Annotated in this window: 16 protein-coding genes and 1 pseudogene; 16 read left to right on the top strand and 1 reads right to left on the bottom strand. The window is 34.0% G+C overall.

Annotated elements, in window-relative coordinates; translation table 11 throughout:
• The first annotated feature begins 455 nt into the window (after positions 1-455).
• The 16 genes and pseudogenes from RST01_RS08220 to RST01_RS08145 all read left to right on the top strand — a co-directional run bounded on the left by RST01_RS08220 (position 456) and on the right by RST01_RS08145 (position 16,778).
• Positions 456-902: a YhfM domain-containing protein gene (locus RST01_RS08220; RefSeq protein ID WP_147195894.1), complete on the top strand. Its 447-nt coding sequence runs from the start codon at positions 456-458 to the stop codon at positions 900-902.
• A 293-nt stretch (positions 903-1,195) separates the two neighbouring features.
• Positions 1,196-1,699: an RNA polymerase sigma factor gene (locus tag RST01_RS08215; protein WP_147195892.1), complete on the top strand. Its 504-nt coding sequence runs from the start codon at positions 1,196-1,198 to the stop codon at positions 1,697-1,699.
• Entirely contained in the window at positions 1,692-2,606 is a 915-nt protein-coding gene (locus RST01_RS08210; protein WP_147195890.1) for an anti sigma factor C-terminal domain-containing protein, read from the top strand. Before RST01_RS08215 ends, RST01_RS08210 begins: the two co-directional genes overlap by 8 nt.
• Positions 2,607-2,742: 136 nt before the next feature.
• Positions 2,743-3,234 (top strand): YjdJ family protein, encoded by a 492-nt coding sequence (locus RST01_RS08205; RefSeq protein ID WP_244946678.1) that lies wholly within the window; start codon positions 2,743-2,745, stop codon positions 3,232-3,234.
• Positions 3,235-3,428: 194 nt separating this feature from the next.
• Complete coding sequence (locus tag RST01_RS08200; RefSeq protein WP_184117452.1) at positions 3,429-4,613, top strand: sensor histidine kinase; 1,185 nt, start codon at positions 3,429-3,431, stop codon at positions 4,611-4,613.
• Entirely contained in the window at positions 4,610-5,284 is a 675-nt protein-coding gene (locus tag RST01_RS08195) for a response regulator transcription factor (protein WP_221297913.1), read from the top strand. The genes RST01_RS08200 and RST01_RS08195 overlap by 4 nt, the downstream gene beginning before the upstream one ends.
• A 457-nt stretch (positions 5,285-5,741) precedes the next feature.
• Positions 5,742-6,773, top strand: a complete 1,032-nt coding sequence (locus tag RST01_RS08190; protein WP_147195886.1) for an alpha/beta hydrolase — start codon at positions 5,742-5,744, stop codon at positions 6,771-6,773.
• A 195-nt stretch (positions 6,774-6,968) separates the two neighbouring features.
• Positions 6,969-7,733: a class I SAM-dependent methyltransferase gene (locus RST01_RS08185; protein WP_147195884.1), complete on the top strand. Its 765-nt coding sequence runs from the start codon at positions 6,969-6,971 to the stop codon at positions 7,731-7,733.
• 665 nt (positions 7,734-8,398) lie between these two features.
• Entirely contained in the window at positions 8,399-8,644 is a 246-nt protein-coding gene (locus RST01_RS08180; RefSeq protein WP_147195882.1) for a hypothetical protein, read from the top strand.
• Positions 8,645-8,745: 101 nt separating this feature from the next.
• Positions 8,746-9,408 carry an HAD family hydrolase gene (locus tag RST01_RS08175; RefSeq protein ID WP_147195880.1) on the top strand — a complete coding sequence of 221 codons (663 nt, stop codon included), beginning with the start codon at positions 8,746-8,748 and terminating at the stop codon, positions 9,406-9,408.
• A gap of 492 nt (positions 9,409-9,900) precedes the next feature.
• Complete coding sequence (locus RST01_RS08170; RefSeq protein WP_244946677.1) at positions 9,901-10,887, top strand: LacI family DNA-binding transcriptional regulator; 987 nt, start codon at positions 9,901-9,903, stop codon at positions 10,885-10,887.
• Between the two features lie 241 nt (positions 10,888-11,128).
• On the top strand, positions 11,129-12,412 hold the full coding sequence (gene hisD, locus RST01_RS08165) for a histidinol dehydrogenase (protein ID WP_147195878.1): 1,284 nt from the start codon (positions 11,129-11,131) through the stop codon (positions 12,410-12,412).
• A gap of 62 nt (positions 12,413-12,474) precedes the next feature.
• On the top strand, positions 12,475-13,797 hold the full coding sequence (locus RST01_RS08160) for a GntP family permease (RefSeq protein ID WP_147195876.1): 1,323 nt from the start codon (positions 12,475-12,477) through the stop codon (positions 13,795-13,797).
• Between the two features lie 279 nt (positions 13,798-14,076).
• Positions 14,077-14,313 (top strand): annotated as a pseudogene (locus RST01_RS16300) (class I SAM-dependent methyltransferase); the annotation flags it as partial.
• A gap of 1,026 nt (positions 14,314-15,339) precedes the next feature.
• Entirely contained in the window at positions 15,340-16,158 is an 819-nt protein-coding gene (locus RST01_RS08150; protein ID WP_147195872.1) for an MBL fold metallo-hydrolase, read from the top strand.
• A 32-nt stretch (positions 16,159-16,190) separates the two neighbouring features.
• Positions 16,191-16,778, top strand: coding sequence for a nucleotidyltransferase family protein (locus RST01_RS08145; RefSeq protein ID WP_147195870.1), 588 nt, complete (start codon positions 16,191-16,193; stop codon positions 16,776-16,778).
• A gap of 84 nt (positions 16,779-16,862) precedes the next feature.
• Here RST01_RS08145 and RST01_RS08140 read toward each other — a convergent pair whose 3' ends face one another.
• Positions 16,863-17,684 carry a purine-nucleoside phosphorylase gene (locus tag RST01_RS08140; protein WP_147195868.1) on the bottom strand — a complete coding sequence of 274 codons (822 nt, stop codon included), beginning with the start codon at positions 17,682-17,684 and terminating at the stop codon, positions 16,863-16,865.
• Positions 17,685-17,974: the final 290 nt, after the last annotated feature.

Here is a 17,974-nt window from a genome sequence, read left to right as displayed (position 1 = left end):
AATAACACTATGACAATAACTAACGCACGTTATCAACAGTAGCAGATACGCCAAAAGTTAGACCTCGCCCGAGAAATTACAGCAGAAGATATGGAATTGGCACGTGAATTAACAAAGGGGTTAGGTTCTCATGATATGCGCGTACTTTTCCAAAAACTCAAGCAACATTACACGCAAAATCCGATTAAGGAAACCATGAGGTAAATAAACTCGACCAGCTTGCCAATAAGTCTCGAATATCGGGTCGGCTAGAGGATAGAATACCGTACAGTCACGCTAAACGTGAGCTAGAAGCAATGCAAGAAGCGAATATTGAAGAGGAGTCCTAATAATTCGGGGCTTTTTAATTTAGGCTGTATTCTAAAAGATTGTTGCTTTCGATAGATATGCTATAATCATAAGGGAAAAATTGGGGCTTTTCCAAAAAATAAACTTCTAATTATATAAAAGGGGATATTGCCTTGAAAAATTTTAAGTTTTTAATTGTTTTTATAGGAATCCTTTTAATTTTCATATCGGGTTGTACAAATCCAATAAAAAATGAAGAACAAAATCTCGTGGTTCAAAAGCGTATTGGTGATGAAAATAATTATGAAGAATTTAAAAAAATCAGCAACAGTGAGCAAGTAACAAAAGTGAGAGAGATATTAAATAACATTGATTGGGAAAATGTAAAAGTAGATATGCAACCTGCTCAACCTGCTGATTATAAATTTGCCTTTCAATATAAAAATCCTAACATAGAAGCAAAAGCTGTATTGTATGAACTTTGGATAAGGCCAAATAAAGATAAGGTAGAACTTGTCATTGACGCTGAAAGTAAATACGCTCACTTAGACAAGAATGAGTCAGCAGAACTCTTCGAAATTCTCTCTGGCGAAAAAACATCTGAACTAAAATAATTATTTGATCCCAGCTTGAGGTCTTTTATTAACCGTTTAGTTTTCCTACCTGGATTATTGACTACACCCTCCAATACAGATAATCGGTCATATATACTTTCTACTTAAGTATTGAATCAGATTCATCTTTCTTTATGCTATTTGCTGACTAGGGGTTATTAGATGAATGATATAGAGTTTTTAATATGGCAAGTTATCGGATAGTCTTAAAAGAAGGCTATCTTTTTTATGAATTGTTTTATGTATTGTTTACTTTTTAGAAACTCATTCGTTAATTATTTAGGAGGGTGGTTATGGATGAACAATTAGGAATGTACATAAATAAAAAATTGAAAGCTGTATATTTTCTTTTAATAAAAATGGGGGCTATCAAAGAGGATGCGGAAGATATCATTCAGGAAACTGCTATTCAGTTTGTCCAATATTTAGATACAATCCAGGAAGATTATATTGATGCGTGGCTTTTCAGAGTTGCAATCAATAAATATTACGATAGCTTAAGGAAGCGTAAGTATAAAGATAAATATGTGAATTCCGTTAAGATAGAAGATTTATTAGATTGGACAACACCAGAGGACATAATGATAAAAAATGAATTACATACAATGCTGTCAGAGTGTCTAGGTAAAATACCACAAAAAGATGCGGAACTTTTGCTCCTCAAATATTGTGGAGAATTGACCTTAAAGGATATAGCTATTATTTATGGTACTACAGATAAATCAATTAAAACAATGTTAGTCAGAGCAAAAAAGAAAGTTAGAAAAGTGATTGAGGAGGTTCAACGTTTTGGATAAAGATTCTATTTTCAATAAGAATGATGGGTTCCAACCACTTATAAAAAAAGCTAAAAGGAAATCATTAAAGAAGACAATTATTATATCCACAATAGTTACGATAGGTGTCTTATTAGTTATAGGGTTTATTTTTATTATTGCGCATTATCAAATGCAGCGTTCGATGTCGGAATATCTTTCAGTGAAAAGGGACCAAAGCGAAGTTTATGGTGCGAATATACGTTATGATAAATCTACAACTAGTTATAATTTAGAATCTTCTATTAATCAAGATCAATATGTAAAAGATGTTGCGGGAATTCCGTACACATGGTATAACGAACAAACTTGGTTTAAAATCTACGATTCTCCAACAACTATTTATAATAATGAGATAACAGCTTCTTCAAATAATGAGCAACAATATTATCGAAATGGACAAAGAGTGGTTAATTTTTATGTCCCCGGTGGAAAAAAGATAGAGGATGACAGGGAATTTCTAAGGTCTTTACCATTATTCAACATTGTGGAATTAGCTATTTCATTTAAGGAAGAAATGAGTACCCATCAAATGCTAAATCAATTTCCAACTGCCCAATGGGCGTGGGTTCAAAACCCGGATGCAGATATATCAATAATGCCTAGGTATGTAATAGGTGACTACGCATATGGTTTTACAATTACAGCTCCTAAAAAAGGGATAGAAGGGATAGAAAAAGACGTAGAAAACTTCAGGGTGAGATTATCAAATCTGTCTAAAGAAGATGAAAAAGATACTCATGTAAAACCACTTTTAAAATCAATCCGACAAAAAGGCGCTGTATTGGTTAGTGGCGTCATTGTAACAGGAAAGGTCCAAGATTTGTTGCCGTTAATTAAAAAAGATTCGGTAAATCATGTGAGTGTAGGTGTCATCATACCTTATTAATAGTAAGTGCTAGATTAAAAGTTAATATAACTTAAGTTCAATTCTTTTTTTCTCTAACGAAATAGTTAGAGGATGAAGTAAAGAAAATCAAATGTGACGAAAACTATATAAAAAGGATATTGAAGGGTGATTTTATTTGCTAAGATTTTTCATTCAGTTTGGTATGACCATTATCTTATTATTTTTGTCTACTATTGTTGCATGGTATGAGGGTAGCGCAATTATTGAAAATCCATGGGAATGGAAGTATTCAACCCCATTCTCTCAATTATTACATGGAGAAGTACATAGAGGTAGCGATATATCACAATTAGACTATTTTATTTATGCGATAAAATACCAACCCACTTATCCAGTTATTATGACAATAAGCAGTTTATATTTGCTAATTCTAATTGGATATTATTTCTTAAAAGAAAGGCATAAATGGTTTTCATCTTATTTATTCATTTTAAGTGGAGGATTATTTTTCCTTAGTTATTTAATTTGTAATTCTCCAACCATAGGTGGAAAAATTCTTTTGTTTGTTTTATTAGTGAGTGGTTTTTTGTGTATAGGATGTTCAGCAATAATTTACTTCCAAGTTATTAATCGTAATTCTCCTAATTCGAAAGATATTACAAACTAAACACAATTAGATAGTAAGGTAACCAATATGAAATTTTTATTCAACAATTGGGTTTGAATAAAGCCTTATAATAAATTAATGAATTTGTGTTAAAATTTAGGTAAAATTGTAAACTGAAGTACAATTATATGAATGAAATGGCAAGGGATTTTAGGCATAATGGTATAGATGCGGAAGTTGGGGGATATAAAAGTATGAATGCAATTAAGGAGCAGAGAAAATGGTGTTGGTTGGACTATGTTCTATTTCTTATTCGTACAATATGGATTACGAATATTGGCTACTTGATAGTCATAGGTACGACAGGCTTGAACAAGTGGATTTTACTTTTTTGGGCTATTAGTTTATACATAATACCCCACCTCTTTTATAGGCCTGGGTTTATAAAATTTCCTAAGTATGTATTTGCTGAGGTATTGCTAACGGGTTCAGCTTTTATTTACCTATCGATCCAATATGAAATATCAGAGACTTACAGTTTTCTATTCTGGCCTATGCTTACTGTAGCTTATGCTTGTCAAGTGAAGCCGTTAATTTGGTTAGGGCCTCTCTTATATACTTCTCTTTTTTTTGCTGGCACATTGGCTGGTGATCTCTTCGCTGATGAGGGTTTCTTTGCTCGCGTCATTGATACAACTATTTTTTATGGTATCGGGTTATGTTTAGGAAGGATGACACTTGTCAATAACGCAAATAAAACGTTAATTGCTTCCATTGAGGTAAAAAACGAGGAGTTGGTATATTACTCAAAAAAGATTGAGGAACTGACGATTAAGGAAGAACGAAATCGAGTTTCACAAGATTTGCACGATACAGTAGGCCATATTTTCACCTCAGTCATAACGTGTTTAGATGCTCTTCCTTTTCTATATCGGGCAGATAAATTAGAAGCAGAAAAAAGTATAAAAGAGATTTCGGATTTAGTACGAGGTGGATTGCAAGATGTGAGAAAGACAATTCACCAGATGTCGCCCGTGTCTCATCAAACACTTATTGAATCTGTGCAAGAATTGATTGTTGATTTTATGAAACATACATCAACGGATATAAAACTGATAGTCGAAGGAGAAGCGACCAAAGTCGGCGAAAGGGTAAAGTTTGCCATTATTCGTTGTATACAAGAAGGTCTTACAAATGCAAAAAAACATGGGCAGGCTACCATTATTAATGTAACTATTTCTTTTAATCAAGAAGAATTGATTGTTCTCATTGAAGATAATGGAATAGGTTTTAGTGAATTACATTTAGGGTTTGGCTTACGTTCAATGAAAGATCGAATATCGGCATTGGCAGGTACAGTGGAATTTTATTCGAAATTGAATGCTGGTATGAGGATAACGTGTCATATACCTACGGCAAAGGAAGTGGCATTATCATGATAAAAGCGGTAATCGTCGAAGATCAAGAGATTTTAAGAAAGAGCTTAAAAATTGTGATAGAAAGCATTTCTGACATTGAGATTATTGGAACTGCGGAAAATGGAGAGAAGGCCATTGCTTTATGTGAAATGGAAAATATTGATATTCTTCTAATGGATATACAAATGCCGGTGATGGATGGTGTAAAAGCGACAGAAGAAATTAAAAAACGATGGCCCAATATAAAAATTATTATACTTACTACATTTCAAGATGTTTCACACGTTTTGAATGCCTTACATGCTGGTGCAGAGGGCTACATATTAAAGGCTGTTGATCCTGAATTTTTAGTTCAGGGAATTAAAATGGTGTATGATGGAGGTTCTCTCATTCCTCAACAATTAGCAAAAGAAGTGTTTGGCCAGATACAATTAACTAAAAACGAACACTCGGAACAACTCGACCATAATTCTATGAAAAACCCATATGATTTAAATAATCAAGAATTAAAAGTATTAAAATGTTTAACTCAAAGATTATCTAATAAAGAAATTTCTGAAAAGATGTTTCTTACAGTAGGAACTGTGAAAAATTATATCTCTAACATTTATTCGAAATTAAATGTTAAAAACAGATCTTCAGCTATTATGAAAGCAATGGAAGAGAGTCTTATAGAAGATTATAAACATTGAAGTAAGAGAGTGTGGACAAAGTGAAATTAACTTTGTCTTCACTCTTTTTTTATTGCAACTAACTTGAACTTCATGGGAAATTCATAAGGAGGTCCACCATTTACATGGATCGCCTAATAGATTATAGCCAATCGTCGTAATTGGTCGTTTTTTCAAAATAGTGATGACTTATTAATGACTTATTGACACTACAGTATATGACCTTGTATCTGTAGAGTAGAAATATGAAATGAAACAAGCATGTTTATAAGGGGAATCATCTTCCTACTTTTTTGGAAATGGTAAAAATCAGTTAATCAACACGTCTGGAAATGAAATTAATAATAGAGGTCAAAAAACATGCTCAAATCAATACAGTATGTATTTAATACAGTATGTATTTTTGATGAAGTTAGAGCAGACGTAAATAAAGATTCGATAATTCAACTTACGAAAAATGTAAGAAAGGGAAGAACAGATGAAAATCATAAAGAAGCTAATAAAATATATTGGAGTCATTATTTTAATAGGGCTAATCATAGCACTTTTTTGCCCTACTTGGACTTCGCATATAAAAGGTGATAACAGTATAAGTGCATTAGAACAAGTAGAGATAAATGGAAGTAATCATGAAATAATGATACGTGGCACTGATAAGGATAATCCTGTTATTATTTTTGTACATGGAGGACCTGGATGCTCGGAAATACCATATGCAGAAAACTACCAAGACTTACTGGAAACTAAATTTACGGTTGTTAATTATGATCAGCGAGCAAGTGGAAAATCCTATCATTTTTTTGAGGACTATTCTAATCTTTCGTCAGACATACTAGTGGATGACTTAATGGCTTTGACGGATTATATATCAGAACGGCTCGACAAAGAAAAAGTAATACTAATTGGTCATTCTTATGGTACATATATTGGCACGCAGGCTGCTCATAAAGCACCTGAGAAGTATGAAGCATATGTTGGTATTGGACAAATGAGTAATCAAGTAGAAAGCGAGATTGAAAGCTTAAACTACGTTATCAAGCAGGCTGAAACAGCTGGTAATACGGATGATGTAATATATTTACAAGGGTTAACTGAAAAAATTAAAAATGGCGAGATGTTTACCCCGCGGAATTATGTTATTAAATATGGCGGAAGTGTCAGACTCATTGAAAACCCCGATGGAGATAACTTAGGTATATTACTCAGTAGTGAGTATAACTTATTAGACCTAATCCGTTATAATCGTGGGTTGGCCTATTCTCAGAAGTCTTTGTTAGAGGACATATTAAAAAATTCATTACCTACTAACGTAACGAAACTTGAATTGCCGGTTTATTTTATTATGGGCAAATATGATTATATGACTACAACAAATGAGGCGAAAAAATATTTTAATATGATTGAAGCCAACAAGAAAGAATTTATTACTTTTGAGCAATCAGCGCATTATCCACAATATGAAGAGAAGGGAAAATTTTATAAATGGATGTGCGATACATTTTTAAAATAAATAGGGTAGTTTTTTCTTACATTGAAAGAGAAAGTGTGAAGAATTGCGATTTTAATGTTATATAAAAAGTTATAGGCTATGCATTTGATAAACTTTTTAAGACAAATAATACTTTATATTTTTGTTGTAGCAGGAATATTCGAAAAAATAAAGAACAATTAAAGGTTATCAAAACATTTTTGTGGAGGTAATAAAATGAATGAGCAGAGTTCCCAAAATAAAAAAGCTTGGGAGTACAGAGCATATGAATTTTGGAATAAAAGAGATGGAACACCTGAAACTAAAGCAAAGATAATTTTAGAAAATCCTGAATTACAACTTAAAAAACATATAGAGTTCTTTCGAAACATCAAAGGAAAAAAGATAGCCAATTTGTGTGGATCAAATGGCAGGAAAGCAGTTCCGTTAGCGATAATAGGTGCTGTAGTCACTGTGTTTGATATATCAGAAGAAAATAAAAGATATGCTCTTGAACTAGCAGAAAATGCAAATACCTATATTGAATATATTGTTACGGATATTTATGACATTGATTTAGTTAAGTATGAAAATTCTTTTGACATGCTTTATTTAGAGGGAGGAATTTTGCATTACTTTAATGATATTGATAAGTTTATGTCTATTCTCTTTACTTTGCTAAAGCAGGGTGGAGAAATATTATTAAGTGACTTCCACCCATTAAGAAGGTGCATAGTTAAAAACCCTTTAAATGATAGTGAATATCAAATTCAACTGAATTACTTTAATAAGGAATTGCATAATGGAGATATAGCTTATAAAAATCATTTTGATGAGAATGAACAAAATGAGTTTCCTAATGTTTCAATTAGATTATTTACACTGAGTGAAATAATAAATTCTGTCATTAAAACAGGTTTTAAGTTAAGGAAGTTTGATGAACATAGAGGTTGGGAAAATGAGAATATACCTTGGGAGTTCACTATTTCAGCTTTTAAATAAATAGCAAAAGTTTGAACTAATATTGATATGCTTCAAGCCTTGATATAATAAGGTTTGAAGCAATTTTAGTTTTTAAAAAAATGGAAAGAATCCGAAAGGGAAAGGAGCTACTTTTACACTGATTTATTCATCGAGTAGTTCCTCAAAGATTGAGATGAATTTTGAAGAATCACCCTCACGAAGTTCCTTTAAAGTCGAAGTGGTGATATCAATTGAAGCCCAAGCAGCGGGAGAGAAATGTACGCCTACATTAGAAAATTCAAGGGAGAAATTAAATTGGAAAAGACACATGTTATAACAAAGCCTCTTGGCGATTAAGTAATCGGTCAAAGTGACGGTCAAATAACCGTAAATACTCGACTTCTCGTCTTAATCGACAGAAGTTTTTTTATTGTCTAAAAAGCGAAATGGCATGAGTCTGTTGGTTTAAACGGTATTTTTGCAGATAAACAGAAACAGCCGAATCCTCGCTAGTGGAAAAGATTGAATTGGAAAGTAAGACGGGTGCAAGATTAATAGACATCGAGGTTATTCGAGAGAGATTAAATCCATAGTTATAAAGACAATTGTAGTCAATACCTTGGCAGTTATCCGCCTTTTTTGATGACATACTTAATTTTGCTATAATCAATTAAAAGAATGAATAAATGGTGGGGGCAGTATAAGTGACTGATGTTTTAGCTGGTACTTTTCTTTTAATTGTTGGCTTTTTACTTATATGGATTGGTTTATTTCGCTTTGATTGGATTTATAAAGGTTTCAAAGAATTGGATAAGGGCAAAATTGGTTTACTTCCAACATGTATAGAAAAATACGTGGATTATTGGTTTTATAAGATAGTTATTATTAGTATGGGCTTACTTCTTATTTTTCTAGTTGGGTTTGGTGTAATTGAATGGTTACGTAGCTAAGTGGCAATTATAACTTAAGGAATACATAATTGAAATTATAAAATCTAAGCAATTATTAAAATGACAAAGAAATATATGAACTGTAGTAGGAGCTGAATAATATGAAAGCAATTATTTTTGATTTTGATGGTACATTAGCGGATTCGGGTGAATGTGGATTGCTAGCTACACAGAAGGCGTTTAAAGAATGTGATTTGCCCATTCCGACCAAAAAAGAAATCGATTATTATATGGGTATTCCCATTGAACAGTCGTTTCATGAAATGACCAATCATACATTAAACGATGAGCAATTTGCAAAGCTATTACAACTTTTTCGCCTATCTTATAAAACCTTAGAGGAACAAACTATTTCAGCCTTTCCACATTTAAATGAGGTATTGAGCACATTCCATAAGAAAGGCTTATTATTATTTGTTGTATCAAGTAAAAAGACAGATGTGTTACATCGAAACTTACAAAAGCTAGAGATGGATCGTTTTTTTACAGATTGGATTGGGTCCGATCAAGTAGAGCATTATAAACCACATCCAGATGGTATCTTAAAGATTGTAGAACGATATTCGTTAAAAGTTACAGAATGTGTAATGGTTGGTGATGCAATTTTTGATATACAAATGGGAAAAGCTGCAGGTTGTGAAACAGTAGCAGTGAATTGGGGAAGTCATTCTAAGGAACAATTGCTAAAAGAAAAGCCGAGCTTTTTTGCTCTTGAAGTAAGGGATTTATACAATTTAACGAAGTTAATGTCAATTGATAGCTAATTTTATACACGGTGAACCCAAAAACAATTGTAGAATCAATATCCTAGTAGTATTTAATGAATACTCCAGAGACGTAATAAATTTATGAAACATAAAATGCTTCAAATCTTTTCTTATAAAAGATTTAAGCATTTTTATTTTTGAAGAATCAATTAGAAAACATACAAATATATCAATATCCCTTACCACCGATAACCCATCCTGCTGCTAGAATGATTTGTTTTTTAAGCTTTTATCTGCTGAGAAGGATAGCTAGTAAGATATGATAGTGCCAGAGCTACCCAACACTATTAAAACCTGTCCGACATATGAGGGAAAATACTGCTTCCCTAAAAACTGTATGTAAATAGATTATTTAGGTCTTGCTTTCCACCCAACTTCTAAGGTAGTTTGTTTATGAGAATAATTTATCTATGGGTCAGTGCAATAGATATATTCAGCTTACGCTAATTTGATGAGATGAAATTTGGATTGAAAGAGGTTATGTACATCATGAAACAAGGAGTTACTGCCAAGGATGTAGCAAAGTTGGCTGGTGTTTCACAATCTTCAGTATCAAGAGTTTATTTTGAAGGTGCGTCAGTATCTGCAAAAACTAAAGAAAAGGTTTTAGCAGCAGCAGAAGAACTTGGCTATAGACCAAATGAATTTGCACGAAGTTTGATTACAAACCAATCCAAAATAATTGGATTAGTGATGAAAGGCGTTCAAAATCCTTTCTATCCGCAAGTGTTGAAATTATTTACAACTTCCCTAAAAAAACATGGCTACAGTGTACTATTTGTTTATACCAATAATGATGAAATTCAAAAAGAAGATATTGAAATATTATTTAATTATAACGTGGCGGGTGTAGTTATTACCGATGCCTCTCTTTCTTTGTCGGTTACAGAAGATTTCATCAAGTATCAAATACCTTTAGTACTATTTAATCGAAAAATAGATAATAATAAATTTTATTCAGTATGCTGCAACAACTATGAGGCAAGTAAAAGGATTGCTGAATATCTTTTAAGTATAGGTTGTACAAAAATGATTTATATTTCAGGGAATGAAAATACATCTACAAGTAGAGAACGTGAAAGAGGATTTAGTGCTATGTTACAGGGAAGTAAAGTACACTATCAGAAGTACAGTTCTGATTATACGTATGAAGGCGGGTATAACATAGCCTGTGAAATTATTGAAGAAAAGCAATTACCAGATGCGTTTTTTGTGGCTAATGACATTATGGCATTAGGAGTAGTAGATGCATTAAAGGATCATCAAATTGCTATTCCAAATGAAACGAAAGTGATTGGCTTTGATAATATTGAGATGGCAGCTTGGCCTACATACAATCTAACGACATGGGAGCAACCAATTACAGAAATGGTAGAAGAGACTGTAAAATACTTGCTTAATGAACTAGAAGAATATTCAGGTGAAGCTAAAAATCTCGAAATTGACGGATCTCTTATTTTGCGAAAAACAACTTAACACTAGAAAATTGTAAAAAGGATTTTTTACTTAAGCATCTTGCTATTTGAAAGGCTTCATACCACGTTTTGTATGAGGATCTTATTAGAATAGAAGGATGCTTTTATAATTGCTTAAAGTGTGAAGCTAAACTAGTAAAAATAAATACTTGTTGACAACCATTTGTTTTTAGAATAATCTTACTTATATATTTTCTGCATACGTATGCAGAAATGAATTTTAAACAAAAGGGGATATAAAAATGGTTAAAGTACTGAAAAAAGGAAAATCAAAAGAAGAAGTAAGTATAAATGACACGAAGGTATCTCAAATTGTATCGGAAGCTATTCAAGATATAGAAAAACGAGGAGATCAAGCAGTTTTTGAACTATCGGAAAAATTCGATAAGTGGACTCCTGAATCGTTTCGTTTAACTGATGAACAAATAAATGAAATCGTTTCCAAAGTTCCTAGTGATGTAATTGAGGATATTAAATTTGCTCAAAAAAATATCCGTGAATTTGCAGAAGCACAATTAGCTTCTTTACATGATGTGGAAGTAGAAAATATCCCGGGTGTAATTTTGGGTCACAAAAATATTCCAGTTAACAGCGTTGGATGTTACATACCTGGTGGTCGCTACCCAATGGTTGCATCAGCCCATATGAGTGTTTTAACAGCTAAAGTAGCAGGTGTAAAACGTGTAATTGCATGTACGCCACCTATTAACGGGGAAATTCCGTATGCTACAATTGCAGCGATGTCTTTAGCAGGTGCTGATGAAATCTACCTTCTAGGAGGTATTCAAGCAATGGCAGCAATGGCAATTGGTACAGAAACGATCCAATCAGTAGACATGATTGTTGGACCGGGGAATGCTTTCGTTGCTGAAGCAAAAAGACAGTTGTATGGTCGTGTAGGGATTGACTTATTTGCGGGTCCAACTGAAACATTAGTGGTTGCTGACCATACTGCTGATGCAGAAATGATAGCAACGGACCTTTTAGGACAAGGTGAGCATGGGCCTACTTCTCCTGGAGCGCTTATTACAACTTCTGAAGTATTAGCTGAAGAAACTGTTAAAGAAATTGAACGTCAGTTGAAAACATTGCCTACTGCTGATGTTGCGCGTGTATCTTGGGAAGATTACGGTCAAATTCTTCTAGTAGATTCTATTGAGGAAGCTAGAATTGAAGCAGATCGTCTTGCTTTTGAGCATGTAGAGATATTAACTGAAGATCCAAATTACTTCCTTGAAAATATGACGAACTATGGTTGCTTGTTCTTAGGACCAGAGACAAACGTTGCTTATGGTGACAAAGTAATCGGAACAAATCATACTTTACCGACTAAGGGTGCTGCTCGTTATACAGGTGGTTTATGGGTAGGGAAATTCATTAAGACTGTTACGTATCAAAGAGTAACACAAGAGGCAAGTGCTTATATTGGAGAGTATGCAGCGCGTCTTTGTCAGTTAGAGAACTTTGCAGGACATGCTGAGCAAGCTCTTCTACGTGTGAGAAGATACGGAAAAAAGAATGATTAACACTAAGCCTAACGGAAAGTGAGTGAAAACAAAAAAGCACAAAGGGGAATTGAGGGGAAAATATGTTAGGGATGATTGGATTATTTGGCGGATTGGCACTATTAATATTTTTAACAATGAAGGGTATGAATTTACTCATTGTTGCACCTATAACTGCATTGATTGTAGGACTATTAAATGGGCTTCCGCTATTCCCACAGCTTACAGAGAATGAGGGGGCAAACTTTTTAACAAATTATATGTCAGGTTTTACAGGCTTTATTGCATCTTGGTATTTAATGTTCTTAACCGGTGCTATATTTGGTAAAGTCATGGAAGATAGTGGAGCAGCGGATAGTGTTTCGCAGTGGATTGTCAATAAAATAGGTATGAAACAAGCAGCATTGGCCATTGTCGTTGCTTGTGCGGTTTTAACCTACGGTGGCGTGAGCTTGTTTGTTGTAGCCTTTTCCGTTTACCCTATGGCACTTAGCCTATTTAAACAGGCAGATTTGCCAAGGCGTTTTATTCCAGCGGCTCTAGGTTTTGGTTCCACAACATTTACTATGACATCTGCAGGTTCACCAGAGATTCAAAATTGGATTCCAATTCAATTTTTAGGAACCACCCCATATGCAGGATGGGAAGTCAGTTTTATCGTGGCTGTGTTTATGATGGTATTCGGTTATTGGTGGCTTAAAAAGATGATCAACAAGGCTTTGGCGAATGGTGAACGGTTCGTTAGTAGAGAGACAGATATACTTACAGAAACTCGGACAGATTTACCAAATCCTATTTTAAGTATTGTCCCACTACTTGTTGTATTGATTATTTCTTTTGCTTTCCATAAATCATTAGGAACGTCAGCTTTGATTATCGCATTAACTGGCGGTATATTAGCAAGTTATCTTATCAATAGAAAGTTTTTCCGGAATTTTGGTGGGGCAGTAGGAGAAGGGGCAATGGGAGCTATTATTGCTATTGCAAATACAGCTGCAGTTGTCGGTTTCGGTGGTGTCGTAAAAGCAACTCCTGCTTTCGAATCAGCCGTAAAGGTTATGACAGATATACCTGGAAGCCCACTAGTAGGTGGTGCTCTAGCAGTAGCTGTTATTGCAGGCTTAACGGGTTCTTCATCGGGTGGACAAGCTATTGCACTACCGTTATTAGCACCACATTATTTAGATTTAGGAGTCAATCCAGAGGCGTTACATCGAACAGTAGCCATTTCTTCGGGTTCACTTGATTCGCTTCCGCAAGGTGGTTATGTTGTAACGACCATTCGTTCAATCTGTGGAGAAACTCACAAAGATGCTTATCCCGCATTTGGCGCACTAACTGTTATATTACCGATATTAGGAGTTATATTAGCCGTAATCTTATTCTCTTTCGGTATTGGCATTTAGAAATATATTAGAATGGATACCCAACAAATGATTGAAAAATTGTTTGTAGGGTATCTTTTTTTCTTGCCCCAAATAGAGGACTACTTTATATAAAACGAGAATTTATCTAATAGAGGAAACTATTGTTTTGAGAGGAGAATGCATATTGAGTGAATGGAGAGAGCTTAATGAGGACTCAAAGACCATATGGGAACAGAACGCAAAACACTGAGATGAGTACATGGGAAATGAAAGCAACAGATTTCACCAAGAACTTATTAACCCTATACTGAAAAATTATTAAAAGTGAAAGACAAACAAACTATATTAGATATTGGTTGTGGAAATGGAAATTTTTCAAGGAGACTCGCCGAATTAGGAGCTCATGTGGTTGCTTTTGATTATAGTGAGCAAATGGTAGAAAGTGCGAAAAACAGGTCTGAAAACTATTTGAATCAAATAGACTATAGGGTGGTTGATGCTACTAATTATGATGAATTATTTCGCTTGGTAATAAAAAGTATGATAGTGCAGTAGCAAATATGGCCTTAATGGACATAGCTGATATAACCCCATTAGTAAATTCTCTACATAAGTTGTTAAAGACAAATGGAACTTTTGTTTTCTCTATTACGCATCCATGCTTTCAAACACCTGGTCTAAGAAAGATCAATGAAACAGAAGATATTGAAGGGAAGATAATGATTAAAAATAGTATCCAAATATCTAAGCCCTGAATCATATAAAGCTATTGGGATTAAGGGGCAAGCCATCCCACACTTCATGTTCCATAGACCATTATCATATTATATGAATTTATTTTTTGAAGCCAGTTTTGTATTAGATGGTTTAGAAGAACCTAGTTTCCAAACACAAAGAGATGAAAACAAATTTGATTGGAATGAGTTTCCCCCGTTCTCATATTAAGGTTTAGAAAGATTTAATCGCTTCCCTAAAAATGAAGGAGGTCTCTCATTTGATCGGTTTAAAAATCCCTGTGAAGTAGTGGCCTATAAAGAAATTAAAAACGTATTATTTTGTTAAAATAATACGTTTTTGAGTGGTCATGCATTATTATTAGTCACTTTTGTTCTCTCTGCTACCAGTCTTGAGTTTATTCTGATGATCGTGTTGTTTCGCTTTTAGTTGATGTTTTTTAGTCAAGTGGGATTTGTTTTTCTGAGTACTATTTCGTTTTCCGCCGCCACAGCCGCAACCCATAGATATTTACCTCCTTGTTTGAAGTTTCTCAAATGCCTTTGCTTATAGTTGGAATCTTATTCTGTCAAGGTGAAATAGCTATATTAAAAGATAAGTCTATACCAATAAAAATCAAGGTATAGATTGATATGTTCATTTCAATATATACAAAAAGAAAAATTGTGCTTGGACAAATGTACCTGATTATTTTTAGATATTGTTCGAAGAAAACATAAATCAAAAAATTACTAACGACAATTATCTTTCAGTCATAAGAACGGTGGTCATTAGAAGCTTTAAATCATACAATAATTGTCTATTACCTTGGTTTCTAAAATGTATCCAAAATGGAGGGTGTTTAATGTGAGTTATTATATTTGTAATACATGTGGCGTTCAGCATGATCAATCTACACAGGAACCGAACGAATGCAAGATTTGTACTGAAGCTAGACAATATGTAAGTGTGAATGGACAATCTTGGACTACTTTAGAACAACTTGTCCAATCTAATCGATATATAAATGAATTTACTCCTGAAGAAGAAAGATTACATAGCATTAAGACAGTACCTTCTTTTGGAATTGGCCAAAATACATACCTGATTCAACATGGGAAATTTAATGTACTTTGGGATTGCATTACTTATATTGATAAGGAAACAATTATGAAAATTAATGAACTAGGTGGAATCCAAGCAATAGCCTTATCACATCCCCATTATTATTCTAGTCAAGTAGAATGGGCAGAAGCTTTTAATGCGCCCATTTATATTCATGAAGATGATAAAGAATGGATAACGAGACCAAGTAAACAAATAGTCTTTTGGACAGGTGATCAATTAAAGCTGCATGAAGGTATTGTGTTACATCGTTTAGGTGGCCATTTTAAAGGAGCTACCATTCTTGAATGGCAAAATAAAAAAGAAGGCGTTTTATTTGTCGGAGATATTGTCCGTGTAGTGGCAGATCGTCAATGGGTTACTTTCATGTATAGCTATCCAAATTTTATTCCGTTACCAGCAAACACTGTTGACCGTATGGCAAACCGTTTGAATTCTATTCAATTTAATAAGTTGTATGATGCATTCCGTCGAGTTATTTTGGACGATGCACAAAATCGAGTTCAACTATCAGCAAAAAGATATATTGTAGCACTGGAAGGAAAGCTATTCAACACTTAATAATAAAACATTATTTTTAGGCAGGTGGAATAATGGTACTAGCAGAGGAAAAAGATATTATAGAAGTTATTAAAAAGGATAGCTGGATGATGGATGTATTAAAGACTGCAAAAATATTAGATTTGCCTGATTGGTGGATATGTGCAGGTTTTGTGAGATCAAAAGTATGGGATGTCCTACATGATTTTAATGCAAGAACCCCTTTACCTGATATAGATGTTATTTACTTTGATTCATCAAATATAAAAGAATTAGAAGAAAAGAATCTGGAAAGAAGACTTAAATCCCTTATGCCCAATATCCCTTGGTCAGTAAAAAATCAGGCACGAATGCATCTTTTAAATAATATGGCTCCTTATACGTCATCTATTGATGGGATATCCAAATTCCCTGAAACGGCAACTGCATTAGGGGTTAAATTAGATGAAAAAGATAATGTACTTTTAGCGGCTCCATGGGGAGTTAAGGATGTAATCAATTTGAAGGTAAAACCTACTCCTTATTATTTAGAGAAAGATACGAGAAGTAGCATTTATGCAAACAGGGTTACCAAGAAAGACTGGAAATCCATCTGGGGAAAAATAGAGGTTTCTGAAATTGGTTATGATACTCTAAAATAAAGAAAATACTCATTAACAGAGAAAACACACGCCATCTTTAGAGAAGTTGGCGTGTGTTTTTTATTCCCACGTTAACGGGAGTGATTATTCAATTTCTTCAAGTAAACCTTTAATCAAGCCAACGAATTTTGTGTTGACTTGGCTAGCTACTTCAATTACTTCCTCGTGGTTTAATGGTTGGTCAAGAATGCCACATGCCATATTTGTTAGACAAGAGATCCCAAGTACTTTCATGCCAGCGTGTTTTGCAACAATCGCTTCTGGAACAGTAGACATGCCGACTGCATCAGCGCCAAGAGTTCGAATCATGCGGATTTCAGCAGGTGTTTCATAAGTTGGACCGCTCCACCAAGCATAGACACCTTGTTTAATTTTAACATCTTGTTTCTTAGACACGATGATTGCAAGTTTACGTAAATCTTTATCATACGCCTCGGATAGATCGGGGAAGCGCGTGCCTAGCGTATCGTTGTTTGGGCCGATTAACGGGTTAGTACCTGTCAAATTAATATGATCTGTTATTAGCATCAAATCACCAGGTGTGAAGCTCGTGTTAACAGCGCCACAAGCATTTGTCACAATGATGCTTTCAATTCCAAGCGACTTCATTACGCGTACAGGGAAAGTGACTTCGTCTAATGTAAATCCCTCATAATAATGGAATCGTCCTTTCATTGCTGCTACTATTTTGCCGCTTAGCTCTCCGACAACTAGCTCATTAGCATGGCCAATGGCTTCTGACTTCGCAAAATGTGGAATTTCACTGTATGGGATATGAACTGGATTTTCTATTTCATCAGCAAGATTTCCTAAGCCTGAGCCTAGAATCAAGCCGACTGTTGGTGTGCTGTTAATTTTATTTAAAATATAGTCTCTAGCTTCATTAATTGCGTCTAATTGATGCATTATATAGTCCTCCTTCAAATGAGCAACAGGCTCATTTGCACGTTATACTTTTAGCTTAAAGCAATAAAGGCTCAATGTACACTGAATCATTTCGCAAATTATCTCTTGAAATTTAAACTCAAAAGAGATCATAACGGAAAAGATAAAAAACAAAAGAGTTTTACGGAAAAATTCTCTTTTCCGCAAAGTTACTTGATGACCGTCCTTGTTTTTTTGGGAAATACAATTGTATTTATAAGTGAAATTGAGTACACTTAGAGGGTGAAAATTATTTTAAGAAAGTTTGTTTT

Source organism: Rummeliibacillus stabekisii (genome assembly GCF_007988965.1).
GTDB lineage: Bacteria > Bacillota > Bacilli > Bacillales_A > Planococcaceae > Rummeliibacillus > Rummeliibacillus stabekisii.
The sequence above is the reverse complement of the archived record's forward strand: the minus strand, read 5'-3'. Positions and strand labels throughout refer to the sequence as shown.